The organism is Peribacillus kribbensis DSM 17871 (genome assembly GCF_000430765.1).
In the GTDB taxonomy this organism is placed as follows: domain Bacteria; phylum Bacillota; class Bacilli; order Bacillales; family DSM-1321; genus Paraperibacillus; species Paraperibacillus kribbensis.
This window is the reverse complement of record NZ_AUMQ01000034.1, coordinates 39,348-55,658: the sequence shown is the minus strand read 5'-3', so window position 1 is coordinate 55,658 and position 16,311 is coordinate 39,348. Positions and strand designations below refer to the sequence as shown.

Below are 16,311 nucleotides of genomic sequence, written 5' to 3'. Positions count from 1 at the left end.
GATTCTTATTAATCAACATTCAATACGCTTAAGCCATATGTCAAGATTTTATTCTGATTTCTTGCCACCTGTGATTTGGGCGAGGACTCTCTTTTCCTCAGCAGCATTTACTGCTGTGCCTTCCTTCTCGCGTTCTTTCTTTAATTTAAAGTACGCATCCAATGCTCTGCGGCCGATATCCAAATTCATATGATGGCCATCGGCAGATTGGTAGGCCCATGGCACAACCACTGCAATAGCCACCTCTGGATTATTATAAGGAGCAAAGCTTACCATAGTGATATTCATGGTCTCAGGCGGCTCTTTAAATTCACTTCGCCTAGGCCCGTCATAAAATGCCTGGGCTGTTCCTGTTTTACCTGCCGGCTTATAAGGAGCATCCATAAACCTGGAGGCTGCTGTACCGCTTGGGTCCTGCATTACCTCACGGAAGCCTTCTTTTACCCGGTCGATCCATTCCGGTTTTAGATCAAGTCTGTTCAGTACGGTTGGCTGGATATCTTCCACAACAGGTCCCATTTTTCCAGCTTCACTATCGATCGGTTCCCTGATTTCTTTAACAATTCTTGGTTTAATCCGGTTGCCCCCATTTGCTATGGTTGATACATACTGGGCAAGCTGAAGCGGTGTGTACGTATCATACTGACCAATTGCTAAGTCAAGCAGGAGACCCGGAGATGTGGAATTCCCCTTGTACCCGTTCTGCTCATTCGGAAGGTCGATGCCCGTCCGGACTCCTAATCCAAATTGGCTGTAGCTGTCCCTCATTGTGGTGAATGCCTTTGGATCTACGGATAAAGGCTGATTGGGAACATAATGACCTTTACCAATGGCAATGGCCGTTTTAAACATATATACGTTGGATGACCTTTTCAGTGCTGTCAGATCATTGATCATGCCCATGGACTGCCAGGAGCCTTTATCCTTGGTGCCTTTAATCTTCATCCTCTGGTCGAGAATCATCTGTCCGGGCTTAAGCGCACCGGTTTTGTAACCCGTTAGGACGGTTGCCCCTTTTACCGCTGATCCCATCGCATAGGAGGTGGAAATATTGCCAAGGGCAAAGTCATCCATCTTGTATTTCCCTGTTTTTTCATCCTTATGATAATCCTTTCCTGCCATGGTCAGTACTTCCCCGGTATTCGGGTCCATCATTACGACGAACGCGCGTTCAAGGAGCTCGGTATCAGGATCATTCTGCTTTTTATCCTTTAATTCTTGTTCGATAATCTTCTCTACAGCCATTTGAAGATCCATGTCAATGGTCAGGACCAGGTCTTTTCCCCGCTGGCCATCTGAAACCTTTTCGGATTTAATGACATTTCCTGATTTATCCGTTACATTTTTTATTTTTTCCTTCTGGCCGTGCAGTACATCCTCATATTGTTTTTCGATATAACTCTTTCCTATGCGGTCGTTCCGGCTATAATCACTTGCAAGGAAATAATCCAGCTGGTCGCTCGGCAGACCTTCCTCGGAGGAAGTGACATTGCCCAGGATGGTACGGAGCGGAGATCCAAATGGATAATTGCGGTCCCAGTCCGTGGTGGTCTCAACACCGGGAAGCTTTTCGAGGTTTTCACTTACAACCGCAAATTCCTCCGGCGTGACTCCTTTATTTTTGACTACCTGCGGAGTCAGGGCATAGCCGCTGCTGAATTCCCGGTATATTGCCAGTATCTTAAGCTGCTGAGGAGTAATGGAACCCAGCTCCGCCTGCGAAATCCTTGAAAGCTCCAAGTCATAAAGCTCTTTATCTGATAGTTTCTTTTCTGCATACTCTTTTTCTTCTTTTTGGGTGACCTTGGCACGTGCTTCTTTAGGATGATTCATAATCCAGTAATCCTTCTTGTCCCGTTCCGTCACTTTTCTCGTATCCATTTTAATAAGCTTAGCAAGCTTTTCAGCAGTATCCATCATCTCTTTTGGATCTGCACCTGATTTTCTTGTATAAGTGATGGCATTCAAAGGCTTATTGTCTACAATCACCCTTCCATTGCGGTCAAACATCTTTCCTCTGGGTACTGGATTGTTTACCGTAATGTCTTCCGTTCTCTCAATCTCGCGCTTATAATTCTCTCCGTAAACGATCTGGACAACTCCCAGGCGGAGGATAAGCACTGAAAATAATACAAATACGATGAAAAAAAGAACATTGAACCGAAAAGGAACATGCGTCTTCTTTTTTTCTGCCTTTTTCAACTAAGCCACACATCCTTTTTCTAACATTGCCGCAGGGAATTTCTGCGGTGCCACTAACTCCAGCAAGGCTCTTTTAAGGCTCTTTTCGTAAATCCTGCTGTCTTTTCATTTCAAAAGCCTTTAACTTTTTGAACCCCATTTTACGAAAGGATGCCCCCAAGCTTCATACAGCCGATGGTAAAACCGCGGTCGATGAACGACGGCCTATCATGCGGAAAAGCTATATGTAAGAAAACCTATTTCTCCATTTTATAAAAGTTCCTCTTATATTTCTACAAATATAGACATAGAAAAAAGAGGGGATTTTTCCCATTCCCCCTCAAGCTTCGCTAAAATGGACTTTCCTGATGAAAAAATAAATGCATGAATGGCCTGCTCCAAGGATCAGAAGGAGCCATGGAAGGCTGGCTTTGACATCAAAAATCGAGATGGCTGCAATAAAGATAAGTATGGATGCCAACCTGCCCCCATTAAGGAAGATTTCTTTTACAACAATGTATTCTATTCGATTTTCCGCTGCTTTCCATCCCGTCCCTATGACATCATACGAAGTCGAGATAAATGGCACCAGCAGGAGCGGATAACAAAGAGCAATGACCGCCGCATAAATGAGCAGCTTGATATAATTCAAATCAAAAATTAATAAAAATATGGCCAGATATAATCCGATGCCGGCAATCAGGATGGACTTTTTTCGGTTTTTTTTCTTTATGTAGCGGGATACGAGGAAATACCCAATAAAGGAAATTCCTGAATTTATTAATCCATAAGTCCCCAGTGCCAATTCACTCCCAGTGGAAACAAACACAAATATGGAAATGACAAAAGCAAATGTCCCTTCTCTAAGGCCCTGAAAAAAATGAGCAGTTGTAATCAGCCTCCAGTTCTCATTCTGGCTGCGCTCCTTCAGGATCCTTAAGAAAACATATCTGCCCTTTGCCGGCCGGCGCTTTAATGAGAAGCTTAAAAGGACCGCAAGAGAAAAAAGGGCCAGCGACAGGCCGAATACGAAGGTATATCCATGGAACTTTGCAAATTTCGAGATGATCAAGCCTGCAACGATCGGTCCGATCATCCCGCCAGCTGAAGACATAATGCCCATGAAGCCGTTAAAAAAGTCCCTTGTATGAGGTTCTGTGATTTCAAATGTGAGAACATTAAATGCAAGCCAGTAAAAGCCATAGCCAATCCCAAGCAGCCCGCCAAGGAGGAATAAAAAAGAAGTGGCATGCTCCCCTACCATGAGAACAGCCAGATAGTAAAGAGCTAAAAAGATGACACCCATCCTGAGGACGATCGTCCGATCCATTTTCTTAGCCCATCGTCCGGCCAGGATGAAGGTGAGAATCTGAAGAATCACTATGGATAAATTGTAAATCCCCAAATCGATATATCTTCCTGACTGTTTCCATAAGTAGACATTTACAAACGTATTAGACAGAGCTCCGCTTAGGGAATACAGCCCGCCAATCATTAACAGTAAATTTAAATCCTTAGGAAGATCCGCATCTCCCACCCATTTTTTCAAAAATGTCATTTCGAACTCCCCTTTATGTCTGTGATAGTTTAAGGAGAATGGGTGAGAATTATGTAAAAAAAGCAGAGTTTTAATTGCCTGTGTTTACTGTGTCAAAGAAAGTCTAGTTTTCAAAAGTACTTTTGAAGACTGTGCATAAATATGGCTTTCTGAGTTCCGTTCCAGGCGTTTCGCTTTCCGTGGGGCAGGCGGTGAGCCTCCTCGGCTTCGCCTGCGGGGTCTCACCTGTCCTTCTTGTCCCGCATAGAAAAGCGGAAAGCGGTGCCTGCCAAATATGCGATATTGAAGCTCAATGTTGATTGAAATATATATAAAGCAGAAACCAATTGGCAGGCAGAGACCCGATAAAGAAGACTTGCTGATTGGCGAGCGTTAGCGAAGACAGAAGCTTAGTCGCACTTATGCTTTAGTGCAAGCATAAGACGAGCCGGCTGTGGGGAGTGCTTTTCTCTCCATAGATGGGTTGGCTTATGACTCGAGGGTCTCAGCTTGGAGCTAGATCAAGGAGTCTACACGCCTTCCACTCCACTCAGACAGGTTTATAAATTAGGTTAGAGTATAAAACATCAGTTAAACATCTTTTAAGCGATAATAAATAGCTCTCGACAATTCAGGTAGAAACTAGAAGCTCATTATACTAAATGAGTGATATGGACTCCCAAAAAATGCATCGCGCACGAGGAGGCAGATTTCACTTTGGCTTGGAATACTTTTATCCTTTATAAACAAAAAAAGATCCGAAATTCCGGACTTTTTTATCTAGCATGCCCTCCATGGCTTTGAGCAGCCCCCCAGTCGTGACATTCGGACGATGAGACAAACCTGCACTTACTGAGTTCAAAAACAAAAGCCGGCATTTCTGCCGGCTTTCTTTGGATTATTTTGCTTGGCTGTAGCGGTTGTTTACTTCTTCCCAGTTTACAACGTTCCAGAATGAAGTGATGTATTCTGGACGGCGGTTTTGATAATTTAGGTAGTAAGCGTGCTCCCAAACATCAAGACCCAGGATAGGTGTTTTGCCTTCCATTAATGGGTTGTCCTGGTTTGGTGTGCTTGTTACTTCAAGCTGGCCGTTGTTTACAACAAGCCAGGCCCAGCCTGAACCAAAACGAGTTGTAGCTGCTTTTGCAAACTCTTCTTTGAAGTTTTCAAAGCTGCCGAATTTGCTGTTGATTGCTTCAGCTAGTTCGCCAGTCGGCTCACCGCCGCCATTTGGAGAAAGAAGCTGCCAGAAAAGTGAATGGTTGGCATGTCCGCCGCCATTGTTGCGTACAGCAGTGCGTACATTTTCTGGAACCGCATCAAGATTTGAGATAACTTCTTCAACACTCTTGCCAAGAAGCTCTTCATTGCCTTCTAGTGCATTGTTTAAGTTTGTTACATAAGTGTTATGGTGCTTAGTATGGTGGATGTTCATGGTTTCCTTATCAATGCTAGGTTCTAATGCATCGTAAGCGTAAGGAAGCTGTGGTAATTCAAAAGCCATAAGTAAAACCCCTCTCTATGTACTAATATTTTTTTGGGTCCTTTTGCACAACATTCATGAATCAGGACTTTGATTTTAGATTATCAAAGTTCCTAAACCGTTTCAAATTTTTAGCACTTTTATTTTCTTTATTTTTTTATAATACATGGAAAAGAAAATATCCAACCATGGCTGCCTGAATCAAACCTTTGGCAATCACACTTGAAATAAAGCCAGCCACAGAACCAAGCCCTATTTTAAAAGCAGTCTTTATATCTCTTCTTTTAAAAATAAGCTCAGCAAGTATGGCCCCTAAAAATGGGCCGGCTATAATCCCGACTACAGGTATGAGGAACGGTCCGACAATCAGGCCAATAGTACTCCCCCACACTCCAGCCTTCGATCCCCCAGATTTCTTAACGCCGAAGAAATTGGCAGCATAGTCTGCGATAAACAGCAGGGCAACAAATACTATCTCGATGGCCCAAAAAAAGTAGCCAAAGTGTTCAAACGTGAAGAAAACCCCATATAATAAGATTCCCCCAAAAACAAATATCACACTGGGAATAATAGGGAAAAACAATCCCGCGAATCCTATAATAAATAAAATGATAATAATCCCCCAATATATTGCATCCATCTTCAGCCCCCCTAATTGCGCCCAGCTCAAAAAGACTATTATGTAAATGATTAATTTTGTCCCGCTGGTATCTACTATAACTCATTATTAGGAAGTTGAAACATCTATACCTTGCGTCCTTTAAGGCTATTTGGGTTGTCTAATTTCCATTTGAAGGCTAGAATAAAGGGATACATAATGTTGGTGGGAGTGCTCAAAAAATGAATATATTTGTCCAGTTCTATAAAAGTCTTTATTCTCCTAAAGATATTGCGAGATTTAGATTCCAGGGCATCGGTAAGACGATTCTCTATCTTTTTATGCTCTCCTTGATTTCCGTACTGCCCTCGTTAATCTATGTAAACATGGAGATTACAGCAGGGGTAAAAGCTGCGAAGAGCACCATGAATAAGGATCTTCCTGACTTTGAAATAAAAGACGGCGTGCTGACAACCAAAAGCAGTGTGCCTTTCCTAATGAAGAAGGACGGCTTTAATATTTATTTAGATTCAAGCGGAGCTGTGACAGAGAGAGAGGTAACCAATCGAGGCGGAAGCGCCATCGCACTGTTAAAGGACAAAATGGTCTTCACAGCTGGAGGAAACACAGGTTCTTATGAATATTCGATGGCTCGGGGAATGCATATTACTAATAAAACGGCTCTTGATGCACTGAATAAAATTCAATCACTCTATTTTATTATTCTTCCAGCCCTCTCTCTTACGATTTATTGTACGGCGGCAGCTTCCTTGTTCTTCCAGGCAACCATCATTGCCCTTGTCGGCTTGTTCCTGGCCAGCAGAATGGAAAGAAGGCTTCAATACAGGCATTTGTGGAGACTTACCGCCTACAGCCTGACTCTGGCCACCGTATTTTTTACCATCATGGGCTTTTTACAGACAAATGTCGTTTACAAGCCATTCATCAATTGGTTAGTAACTCTGATCATCCTTTATCTCAGCATCAAGGAGGTTCCCCTTCCCAAGCAGAAACCGCGCGATTAACGTGAACTGCGTTTTCCGGGTGCTATCTTATTAAATATCACAAGAATGGACGTATGAATGCATACGTCCTTTTTTATTTATCACAGCCTTCCTGCCGTTGGCCGAAAATCTCCGCTAACGTTACTTGTTTACTCGGATCAGCGGAAATCAACTTTCAGGTTAAAACTCTATATTTTCTCTACTTTTCCTACTCTATTTTCTATTTCAGACAGGAATATATGGAACAGGCTGGAATATATTGAAGTAAAAGCTGATCGCGGGGGTTTTATATGCGCCGTCTTCTCTATGTTCTCTCTTTTTTCTTCCTGCTGTTCATCATTTATTACGACTTAACGGCCGGTACCATTCCAGTCCGCCATTCTGTTACTTCCTCAGGGAAACTCCATGTCACGGAGGAGCCCCAGGAACAGGAAAATAAACAGGAAAATAAAACGGACGCAGGCATACCTTTTACAGAAACAAAAATTGAGGCCGGTGATACAATTTTGTCGATAATTGAGCAGCGGGAGGGAAAGCTAAATAAACCGATCGAGGATGTAATAGCAGATTTTAGAAAATTGAACAATGGTAAGGAGCCTGAGGATATTCAGATAGGCAAAAGTTATAAAATCCCCCGGTATAAGGAATGAACTGTTTTCATGCAGAATATTGTCAAAAACCGAGAAAAATTGATACAATAAGACCGTGTAAGAAAACAAGCGGTTTTTATTCCGCTTTTTCCTGAAGGAGAGAAAATACACGTGAGTGAAATTATACATCGTACAAAAACCCGCCCGGTTAAGGTAGGAAACCTGACCATAGGGGGAAATAACCAAGTAGTCATCCAAAGTATGACTACGACTAAAACACATGACGTAGAAGCTACCGTTGCAGAAATAAAGCGCCTTGAAGAAGCAGGCTGCCAGATTGTCCGCGTGGCATGCCCTGACGAGAGAGCTGCCAATGCCATATCTGAGATCAAAAAGCGTATTAATATTCCGCTTGTTGTAGATATTCATTTTGATTACAAGCTTGCCCTTAAGGCCATCGAGGGCGGTGCGGATAAAATCAGAATCAATCCCGGCAATATCGGACGCAGGGAAAAGGTCGAAGCCGTGGTTAAAGCTGCCAAGGAAAAAGGGATTCCTATCCGCATTGGGGTAAATGCCGGATCTTTGGAAAGGAAAATCATTGAAAAGTATGGATATCCAACAGCTGATGGAATGGTCGAAAGCGCCCTTCATCATATCAAGATTCTGGAGGACCTGGATTTCCACGATATCATCGTTTCAATGAAGGCTTCCGATGTAAACCTGGCTATTGAGGCCTACAGAAAAGCAGCCCAGGCATTTGATTATCCTTTACATCTTGGAATCACTGAATCAGGAACCCTCTTTGCCGGCACTGTGAAGAGTGCAGCAGGTCTTGGAGCGATCCTGAGCATGGGAATTGGAAACACCCTAAGGGTTTCCCTTAGCGCAGATCCTGTTGAGGAAGTAAAGGTTGCAAGAGAGCTGTTGAAATCATTCGGACTCATCTCCAATGCTGCCACACTGATTTCGTGCCCAACCTGCGGCAGGATCGAAATCGACCTTATCAGCATAGCCAATGAGGTAGAAGAATATATCCAGAGTATTAAGGCTCCAATCAAAGTCGCTGTCCTTGGATGCGCCGTGAATGGACCAGGCGAAGCAAGGGAAGCCGATATCGGCATCGCCGGCGCCCGGGGCGAAGGCCTTCTGTTCCGTAAAGGAAAGATTGTCCGCAAGGTTCCTGAAGCCGTAATGGTCGAGGAGCTTAAGAAGGAAATTGACAAGATTGCTGAAGAGTATTTTGCAGCGCAGACTGCAAACGTGTAACTCAGCTTCAGAACTGCGGGCGCCAGGTGCATTCCAGGCTTGCCCGCAGTTTTTTATTTTGTCCAGTTCTGCAACCGAGGCAGGGCCAATAAGCATAGGAGAAGACTAAATTTGTAAAGGGATTCAGAATGTACAGTTCTGAATCCCTTAATTGATTTCACCCTGGATAACCTGGCTAAAAGAAAGGAAGTATGATCACACCTACTATGAGGGCAAATGCCCCAATCCCTATCGCCCAGTTGCCAAGGGTTTTTGCCTCTCTGTTTCTTGCCATGAACCCGAGAACGATTCCCACTATTCCAAAGAGGACAGGGGCAAGAAAAAGGGAAAGGATAGAAACGGCGAGCGCTGCATAGCCAATGCCTGTGCCAGCACCAAGTACGCTTTGTTCATGGTTCTCAGTCTCACTGCGTGAAAGCATGTGAGAGGTTCCCGGAAGAACCTCGGCGGACATTTCGGTATTAAAGCGTGCTTCGCTGCCGCCAGCATCATGGCTGTTCTTCTGAACTTGAATATTCTCTCCCGCTTCCACCTTGTTCTCTTCTGCATATTCATTTCTGCTGCTCCCGCTATCTGTGCTGCTATCCTGTGGAAATTCATTAACGCCATGCTGATCCGCTTGATTATTTCCCATTGGAATCCCTCACTTTCAAGGTTGGAAGCTTTTTTAGTATTTGTAGTACAGGAGTCCATCATGATAGCAATGATTTCTGAACCAGGGAATTATTTCAGGTTACAGGAGTGTGTGATACACTGAGTAGGAAATACTTACATAGGAGAATGACAAATGAGAAAACGATTTGGTATAGACATAGACGGAACGATCACCCGTCCGGATGCACTGCTGCCCTTTATCAATAAAGAGTTCAACTTAAGCTTGACCATACAGGATATTACCCAGTATGAACTGACTCCCTTTGTAAACGTTCCGGGAGAGGTCTTTTCCACGTGGTTCAAAAAGACCGAGCCTCTGATTTATGCTGAGTCCCCAATCGCATCCGGAGCCAAGGATGCACTGACCAAATGGAAGGACGAGCATGAATTAATCATCATCAGTGCCAGATCAAAAAGCCTCCTAGATGTCACAGAGGCATGGTTTAAGAAGCAGGATTTAGCTGCCCATCATATTGAGCTGGTTGGATCCCATGATAAAGTAGCTGCAGCCATCCAGCATAAGGTTGATATCTTCTTTGAAGATAAGCATGATAATGCCGTGGCCATTGCGGAGCATTGCAGAATTCCAGTCCTGCTCTTCAATGCCCCTTATAATCAGGATCCTGTTCCGGAAAATGTCGTAAGAGTCAAAGACTGGCATGAGGCAAAACACTGGGTCGGCCACTGGCTGAAGCACAAGGAGAAGCAATAATAAAAAGGAGCTTGGGCCTAAAAGCCTTCGCTCCTTTTATAATGCGGCCCCTGACCTGCAGTCCGGGCATTTGCCGTAAATTTCAAATTTATGACCTGAGATGTCATAATCCTTTAAATCTGCCTGAAGTTCATTCATGGGGCATGTGGCAATCTGCTTCGTGATCCCACAGTCCAGGCAGATAAAATGATGATGGTGATGATCCTTGCTGCACGCAAAGCGAAAATGCTTTTCTCCAGACAGCTCTGTCATCTCGAATATCCTTAATTCAGCAAACATGGATAAGTTCCGGTAAATGGTATCAAAGCTTAAGCCCGGATAATCCTTCTTCATATGCTCGAGAACATCTTTAGCAGTCAAATATTTATTTTTAACAGCGAAAAGCTCGAGCATTTGCTTCCGCTTTCCCGTATGTTTAAAGCCGTGTTCCTTTAAAATGTCCATTGCTTGAGTAAGATTCATATTTACCTCCATCAAAGAATCCGGAGACGGATATTTTTATACAAAATCGAAAGAAGCAGAATCAGGATGGATAGAAGTACGATTGTTCCTCCCGGTGCCCAGTCAAGATAGTAAGACAGGAATAAGCCTCCGACCACTGCCGCCTCCCCAAAAATGACCGAGTAAATCATCGTCTGTTTAAATCCTTTAGCAATCCTGATGCTTGCAGCCACTGGAAGGGTCATGAGGGAAGAAACAAGAAGGATTCCTACAATCCTCATGGAGGCAGCAATGACCAGTGCAACCATTATGATGAAAATGAAATGTACAAATTTTGCGGGAACCCCGGATGCTTTGGCATGCTCCTCGTCAAAAGAGAGAAGGAACAGCTCCTTAAAGAGCAGCCTGATCGCCACAATTACAAAAAGGCTGATTCCTAAGATGATCCATAAATCCGTCCTAGTGACAGCACTGACGCTTCCAAACAGATAACTGAATAAATCTGTATTAAATCCATGGGCTATGGATATAAAAATGGCGCTTAATCCGATGCCGCCAGATAAGATAATGGGAATGGCCAATTCCTGATAATGTTTATAAACAGATCTCAGCCTCTCAATAAACAAGGCCCCAGCCACAGAGAAACCCATCCCCATATACAGAGGATTTAATCCCGAAAGGACTCCCAGCTTCTTTTCAAGAAGAAGGCTGAACGCAATCCCAGCGAGTGTAACATGGCTGAGTGCATCAGCGATCAGCGACAGCCGCCTTACTACAACAAATACACCGAGCAATGGAGCAATGGCTCCTATAATGATGCCTGTCAAAAAGGCATTTTGAAGAAATTCATATTGAAATAAACCCGAAATCATGAGGGAAAGCCTCCAACAATCTTATTATACAGCCCATAAAGCTGATGGCTCCATCTTAATGATGGTGATGAAGAATCTGGACTTCATGTCCATATATACTGGATAATTCATTTTCATTTAAAGCGTTAAATGCACGGCTGTCTCCGTGGAAGTGAAGATGCTTGTTCAAACAGGCTACATGGGTAATTTTATCACTGATTACTCCAATATCATGGGTAACGAGCACAAGGGTAATATGCAGCTCCTTGTTCAGCTCTTCAAGCATGTCATAAAATTGCTGCACATTTTTCGCATCCACTCCAACGGTCGGCTCATCAAGAATGATCAGCTCCGGCTCGCTCACCAGGGCCCTTGCAATGAAGACACGCTGCTGCTGGCCACCAGACAATTCCCCGATATTCTTATTCCTGAATTCCAGCATACCTACTGAATCAAGAACATTAAGGACTTTTTGCCTTTCTTCCTTTGAGGCCAGTCTAAATAGGCCGATTTTACGGGATAGCCCGCTTAGAACTACCTCAAAGACTGTAGCCGGGAAACCTGTGTTGAAGGAATTGGCCTTTTGGGATACGAACCCAATTTTTTCCGAATGTTTGAAAGAGCGGATATCCTGTCCGAATAATTCAATGCTCCCCTGCTGGACTCTGAGCAATCCCAGCAGAAGCTTAAGCATCGTGGATTTTCCCGATCCATTCGGACCCACGATGGCCAGGAACGCCCCCTTAGGGACTTCCAATGTGATATCCTCCAGCACGTTCTGTTTTTCATATTTATAAGATACATGATTCATTTTAATTACATTTACCATACAATCACCTATTATTTAAGAATCATTACGATTTAACTTCAGTAGTATACCTTACTTTCCGCCCAATGTAAACTTGCCTGCTTTCATTTTATTTTTTGTTCACTGTTCCTATGCGCCCTCATATGTTAAAAAAGAGGAGGGATACACCATGAAATTCTACGAAATGATGGTCAACCAAAAAATCAACAGCATTAAACGGGATGAACTGATGAAAATAGGAAGGCAGTATGGAGTTGTCTTAAGCGAAGAGCACGCTGGAAAAATCGCTGTCCTGCTGAATGGGAAAAATCTTAATATTTTTGATGAAGTCCAAAGAAGGAAGGTCCTTCAGGATATTGAATCCATAACAGGCAAAAAAACGGCCCTGCAGATTGAATCGCTTTTCAATCAGCTCACATAAAGCAAGAAGCCATGTACTGGCAGCCTACAGGCAGGCTCAACAAAAAGCAGCCTATTTAGAGATATTTAATTGTGTGTGTTTTAGAATGGAGTGTCTGAGTTCCATTCCGACAGATATAAAAATGCAACCTGAGTTTTTATCATTCTTAATGGAATAAGGAGTGTGTAAAAGCTTAGTTTATCTGATATTATCAACTCCTAAGCCGTTTTTGAATTAACTTAGGTATTCAACAGTGGAATTCGTAAGCAAGATTACATTAAAACTCTCTTTTGTCCCAAATTAAAACCGGCACATAAGCAAGTGCCGGTTTTTGTTTATTGATTCATAACGTCAGCCAACAGATTATCGTTGAATTCCTTGTTCCTGAACATCTCAATTTCCAGTTTGTAAGGGGCTTTTTTATTCTTTTTATCTTCGCCCACGAATGGGGTTTCCAGAATTTTAGGAACATCCATTAAATCAGGATGATGAACGATATAATTTAACGCCTGGAAGCCGATTCTTCCAAATCCGATATTTTCATGGCGGTCTTTTCTCATACCGATTTCATTTTTGCTGTCATTAATATGGAGCACCTTCAGCTTTTCCAGACCGACGGTTTTATCGAATTCATTCAAAACTCCATCAAAATCTTCCACAATATTATATCCGGCATCATGAGTGTGACACGTATCAAAACACACAGAGAGCTTATCGTTTAATCTGACGCCATCCATGATCATTGCCAGCTCTTCAAAGCTTCTTCCGCATTCGGAGCCTTTTCCTGCCATTGTTTCCAGAGCAATTTGGACCGTCTGCTCAGGTGTCAGCACTTCATTAAGTCCTTCTATGATTTTCTTGATCCCCGCTTCGGCTCCAGCTCCAACATGGCTGCCCGGATGAAGGACAATTTGTCTTGCTCCAAGTGCCTCTGTACGCTCAATTTCTGACCTTAAGAATCTTACTCCCAAGTCAAAAGTATCTGGATTAGCCGTATTGCCGATATTGATGATATAGGGAGCATGAACGACTATTTCATCAATTCCATTGATTTCCATGTAATTCCTGCCCGCTTCAATGTTCAAGTCCTCAATCTTTTTTCTTCTTGTATTCTGAGGGGCTCCAGTGTAAATCATAAAGGTATTTGCACCATATGAAACTGCCTCTGCTGCAGCGCCAAGAAGCATCTTGGTTCCGCTCATCGATACATGAGATCCGATTTTCAACATTTCACTTTCCCCCGCCTGCATTATTTCTTCTTTTTCGCCGCCATCCTGCGCTGGCGTTTTTTAATACTCTCCATTTCATACTGCATCTTTTTCTTATAGCCAGGCTTTACCTTGGATGGCTTTTTCACAAGCCGCTTAGCTGTTTCCACAGCGTCATCATCCTGCCTTTTACGCTTTTGCCGCTTATTCCGGTCTTCTGCTTCTGTCCATTCTCCATCTCTGATATCTATATTTTTAAATTCAATGCCCATTTTTTCCAAACGGTTCAAAGCATCTTCATCAGAGGTTTCATAAATCGTAGCTGCTATCCCTGAGTAGCCTGCCCTCGCCGTTCTTCCGGTCCGATGGATGTAGAAATCGAGATCCGAAGGAAGCTCAAAATTGATGACATGGCTTACGCCTTCAATATCAATCCCTCTTGCCGCAAGGTCGGTAGCGACTATATATTGAAATTCAAGATCATTCACCTGTTTCATCATTTTCTTACGCTCACGCGGAGTCAGATCACCATGTATCCTTCCAACCTTTAATCCCTTACCAGTCAGCGAAGCAGCTACTTCTTCCGCTTTTTTCTTTGTATTGGTGAAGATGATGGCAAGATACGGATTGTAAAGCTGCAGCATGTCATAAAGCAGTGTCATCTTATTTCTGTGCTTTGCCGGAATCAAGACATGATCAATTTTCTTGGCAGCTGCCTGCCCGGGTGAAACCTGGACATATTTTGGATTTTCCATATATTTTTTCAAAAACGGTTTCAGTTTTTCTGGAATGGTAGCCGAAAATACCAGCATCTGGGTCTTTTCTGCCATCTTTCCTGCGAATTGATCCACATCTTCAATGAAACCCATATCCAGCATCAGGTCAGCCTCATCCACAATCAGGGTTTTCGCGTTATATACCTCAAGCGCATTTTCAATTACGAGATCCTTAATCCTTCCCGGTGTCCCGATCACCAGCTGCGGCTGCTTCTTCAGTTTTTCTATTGTCCGCTGTTTGTCTGTTCCGCCAATGAACAGTTTGACAGAAACTGGGCTGTCTTCCGGGAATTGGGCTGCGATCTTCAATGCTTCCTGATATATTTGGTTAGCGAGCTCCCTTGTAGGGGCAGCGATAATAGCCTGAACCTCTTCTTTTTCAAGATCCAGTCTGTCCATTACCGGCAGAAGGTACGCGTGGGTCTTTCCAGTTCCGGTCTGGGACTGTCCGATCATGCTCCATCCATTTTTGATAGCTGGTATTACGCGCTCCTGAATTTCAGTCGGTTTTGAGAACCCCAGTTCGTTAATAGCATCTATTATGTAGTTTTGAAAGTTAAATCTTTCAAAATTATTTTTTTCCATGTTATTTCTCCTTATATATCGTCATTTTCCCGCTTCTGCAGTATGCATCCTCTTATCATAATATGAAAAGAGAAATTGTACAACTCCTGTCGGAGCCTTCTTTGTCATTTATCTCGATGTCCGCACAGCCGTAATCCTGGATACAAACCCAAGCCCGTGCACGTTTTTTATATTTTTTCCTACGATTAGTATTCCTCAAACCTTTTTATGATACTTGCATATTTTATTATTGTAATGACCACTTTTCAAAATATCCTAATGTTTATCACAGAATCAGCTTTTGACGTTAGGCGCAATGTGATAAATGAAAAGCATAAATACATTACACAGCCCTTAAGGAAAGGGGTGAATATATGGTTCAAAGATATCCAAATACGCCCTTTGGCCAGGGAATGCATGGACCTCCCCGTTTTGGCATGGGTCCTCCGCCGGGAATGCAGCACCCGCCATTCGGGCAGCAGTTCCCGCGGCAGCAGCAGGGAGGATTTTTTCCAAGGGGCCCCATGCAGGGTCAGGGTCAGACTCAGCCCAAATCTGGAGGAGGAGGCCTGCTGGCAAAGATCCTTGGACGCGGAGGAAGCAAGACAGCCGCCCCGGTTTCTCCTTTTTCCCTGCCAGGAAGGAGCGCCGGGGCCGCTGCCTCATCCGGAGGATCCGGTATTCTCAGCAGCCTGACAAACCCGGGTGCACTGACCGGCTTTCTTACAAATACTCAGAAGATCCTAAATACGGCCCAGCAGGTTGGGCCGATGGTGCAGCAATATGGGCCGATGGTCAAAAATCTGCCTGCGATGTGGAAGATGTATCGAAGCCTTAAATCAGCAGACACCGGCAATGACGGGAATGAAACAGAAGCAGTAAAGGAAAGCCATGAATCCAGCTCAAGTGTATCTGACGAAAATAAAAAGCACTCTCCCAAGTCCAATGGAAACAGCAATCCGCCCTCTGAGGAACACAGCAATGAATCAGGCGTTTCCAGGCCTAGATTGTTTTTTTAATCCTTTGTTAACATCCCGTATATAAACAACATACCATCATCCCCTTTTCAGGTCGGTCCGTATTCTGGCTGCATCCTTTTTTCTTGAGTAAGCTCACTAAAAACAACAATCCTCATTCCAGGAAAGAAGAGTCTTTGAAATCCTGCCTCCCGTTGGCTATAATAGACTTAGACAAGAGCTGTTTTTTAGCTCTTCTTCTTTTATCAAGGAGGA

16 protein-coding genes are annotated in these 16,311 nt (G+C 43.5%); 6 read left to right on the top strand and 10 right to left on the bottom strand.

The genetic code is table 11. The features are described 5' to 3' along the window. Positions 1 to 48: 48 nt before the first annotated feature. The 4 genes from H539_RS27950 to H539_RS0106610 form a co-directional block, all read right to left on the bottom strand. Positions 49 to 2,202: a peptidoglycan D,D-transpeptidase FtsI family protein gene (locus H539_RS27950; protein WP_051348472.1), complete on the bottom strand. Its 2,154-nt coding sequence runs from the start codon at positions 2,200 to 2,202 to the stop codon at positions 49 to 51. 319 nt (positions 2,203 to 2,521) lie between these two features. Further along, the gene (locus H539_RS0106620) at positions 2,522 to 3,739 is read right to left on the bottom strand and encodes an MFS transporter (RefSeq protein WP_026692888.1); all 1,218 of its coding nucleotides are present in this window, start codon (positions 3,737 to 3,739) and stop codon (positions 2,522 to 2,524) included. An 877-nt stretch (positions 3,740 to 4,616) separates the two neighbouring features. Next, on the bottom strand, positions 4,617 to 5,225 hold the full coding sequence (sodA, locus tag H539_RS0106615; RefSeq protein WP_026692887.1) for a superoxide dismutase SodA: 609 nt from the start codon (positions 5,223 to 5,225) through the stop codon (positions 4,617 to 4,619). A gap of 136 nt (positions 5,226 to 5,361) precedes the next feature. Then, the gene (locus H539_RS0106610) at positions 5,362 to 5,844 is read right to left on the bottom strand and encodes a DUF456 domain-containing protein (protein WP_026692886.1); all 483 of its coding nucleotides are present in this window, start codon (positions 5,842 to 5,844) and stop codon (positions 5,362 to 5,364) included. A 200-nt stretch (positions 5,845 to 6,044) separates the two neighbouring features. Here H539_RS0106610 and H539_RS0106605 point away from each other — a divergent pair, with 200 nt between their 5' ends. The 3 genes from H539_RS0106605 (at position 6,045) to ispG (ending at position 8,665) form a co-directional block, all read left to right on the top strand. Beyond that, complete coding sequence (locus H539_RS0106605; protein ID WP_026692885.1) at positions 6,045 to 6,827, top strand: DUF1189 domain-containing protein; 783 nt, start codon at positions 6,045 to 6,047, stop codon at positions 6,825 to 6,827. 269 nt (positions 6,828 to 7,096) lie between these two features. Continuing rightward, the gene (locus H539_RS0106600) at positions 7,097 to 7,456 is read left to right on the top strand and encodes a hypothetical protein (protein WP_026692884.1); all 360 of its coding nucleotides are present in this window, start codon (positions 7,097 to 7,099) and stop codon (positions 7,454 to 7,456) included. A 111-nt stretch (positions 7,457 to 7,567) separates the two neighbouring features. After that, positions 7,568 to 8,665 (top strand): flavodoxin-dependent (E)-4-hydroxy-3-methylbut-2-enyl-diphosphate synthase, encoded by a 1,098-nt coding sequence (gene ispG / locus H539_RS0106595; protein ID WP_026692883.1) that lies wholly within the window; start codon positions 7,568 to 7,570, stop codon positions 8,663 to 8,665. Positions 8,666 to 8,840: 175 nt separating this feature from the next. Here the strand turns inward: ispG and H539_RS32780 are convergent, their stop codons facing one another. Further along, positions 8,841 to 9,299: a DUF4190 domain-containing protein gene (locus H539_RS32780; RefSeq protein WP_051348471.1), complete on the bottom strand. Its 459-nt coding sequence runs from the start codon at positions 9,297 to 9,299 to the stop codon at positions 8,841 to 8,843. 153 nt (positions 9,300 to 9,452) lie between these two features. Between H539_RS32780 and H539_RS0106585 the strand changes: the two genes are divergently transcribed. Then, a complete protein-coding gene (locus H539_RS0106585) occupies positions 9,453 to 10,031 on the top strand; it encodes a nucleotidase (protein ID WP_026692881.1) in 579 nt (192 codons plus the stop codon). Positions 10,032 to 10,067: 36 nt separating this feature from the next. On the opposite strand, the gene H539_RS0106580 is transcribed toward H539_RS0106585, so the two are convergent. Genes H539_RS0106580 through H539_RS0106570 form a run of 3 tightly spaced genes read right to left on the bottom strand, consistent with a single transcriptional unit; the run spans position 10,068 to position 12,152 of the window. Next, the gene (locus H539_RS0106580) at positions 10,068 to 10,493 is read right to left on the bottom strand and encodes a Fur family transcriptional regulator (protein WP_026692880.1); all 426 of its coding nucleotides are present in this window, start codon (positions 10,491 to 10,493) and stop codon (positions 10,068 to 10,070) included. An 11-nt stretch (positions 10,494 to 10,504) separates the two neighbouring features. After that, on the bottom strand, positions 10,505 to 11,344 hold the full coding sequence (locus H539_RS0106575; protein WP_026692879.1) for a metal ABC transporter permease: 840 nt from the start codon (positions 11,342 to 11,344) through the stop codon (positions 10,505 to 10,507). A 55-nt stretch (positions 11,345 to 11,399) separates the two neighbouring features. Then, entirely contained in the window at positions 11,400 to 12,152 is a 753-nt protein-coding gene (locus H539_RS0106570) for a metal ABC transporter ATP-binding protein (RefSeq protein ID WP_026692878.1), read from the bottom strand. Positions 12,153 to 12,300: 148 nt separating this feature from the next. On the opposite strand from H539_RS0106570, the gene H539_RS0106565 reads away from it, so the two are divergent. Further along, complete coding sequence (locus H539_RS0106565) at positions 12,301 to 12,552, top strand: DUF2624 domain-containing protein (protein WP_026692877.1); 252 nt, start codon at positions 12,301 to 12,303, stop codon at positions 12,550 to 12,552. Between the two features lie 314 nt (positions 12,553 to 12,866). Here the strand turns inward: H539_RS0106565 and H539_RS0106560 are convergent, their stop codons facing one another. Continuing rightward, positions 12,867 to 13,760 carry a deoxyribonuclease IV gene (locus H539_RS0106560; RefSeq protein ID WP_026692876.1) on the bottom strand — a complete coding sequence of 298 codons (894 nt, stop codon included), beginning with the start codon at positions 13,758 to 13,760 and terminating at the stop codon, positions 12,867 to 12,869. Between the two features lie 20 nt (positions 13,761 to 13,780). Further along, entirely contained in the window at positions 13,781 to 15,100 is a 1,320-nt protein-coding gene (locus H539_RS0106555; protein WP_026692875.1) for a DEAD/DEAH box helicase, read from the bottom strand. A 353-nt stretch (positions 15,101 to 15,453) separates the two neighbouring features. On the opposite strand from H539_RS0106555, the gene vrrA reads away from it, so the two are divergent. Further along, positions 15,454 to 16,098 carry a VrrA/YqfQ family protein gene (vrrA, locus tag H539_RS27945; RefSeq protein ID WP_051348470.1) on the top strand — a complete coding sequence of 215 codons (645 nt, stop codon included), beginning with the start codon at positions 15,454 to 15,456 and terminating at the stop codon, positions 16,096 to 16,098. The last annotated feature ends 213 nt before the right edge of the window (positions 16,099 to 16,311 follow it).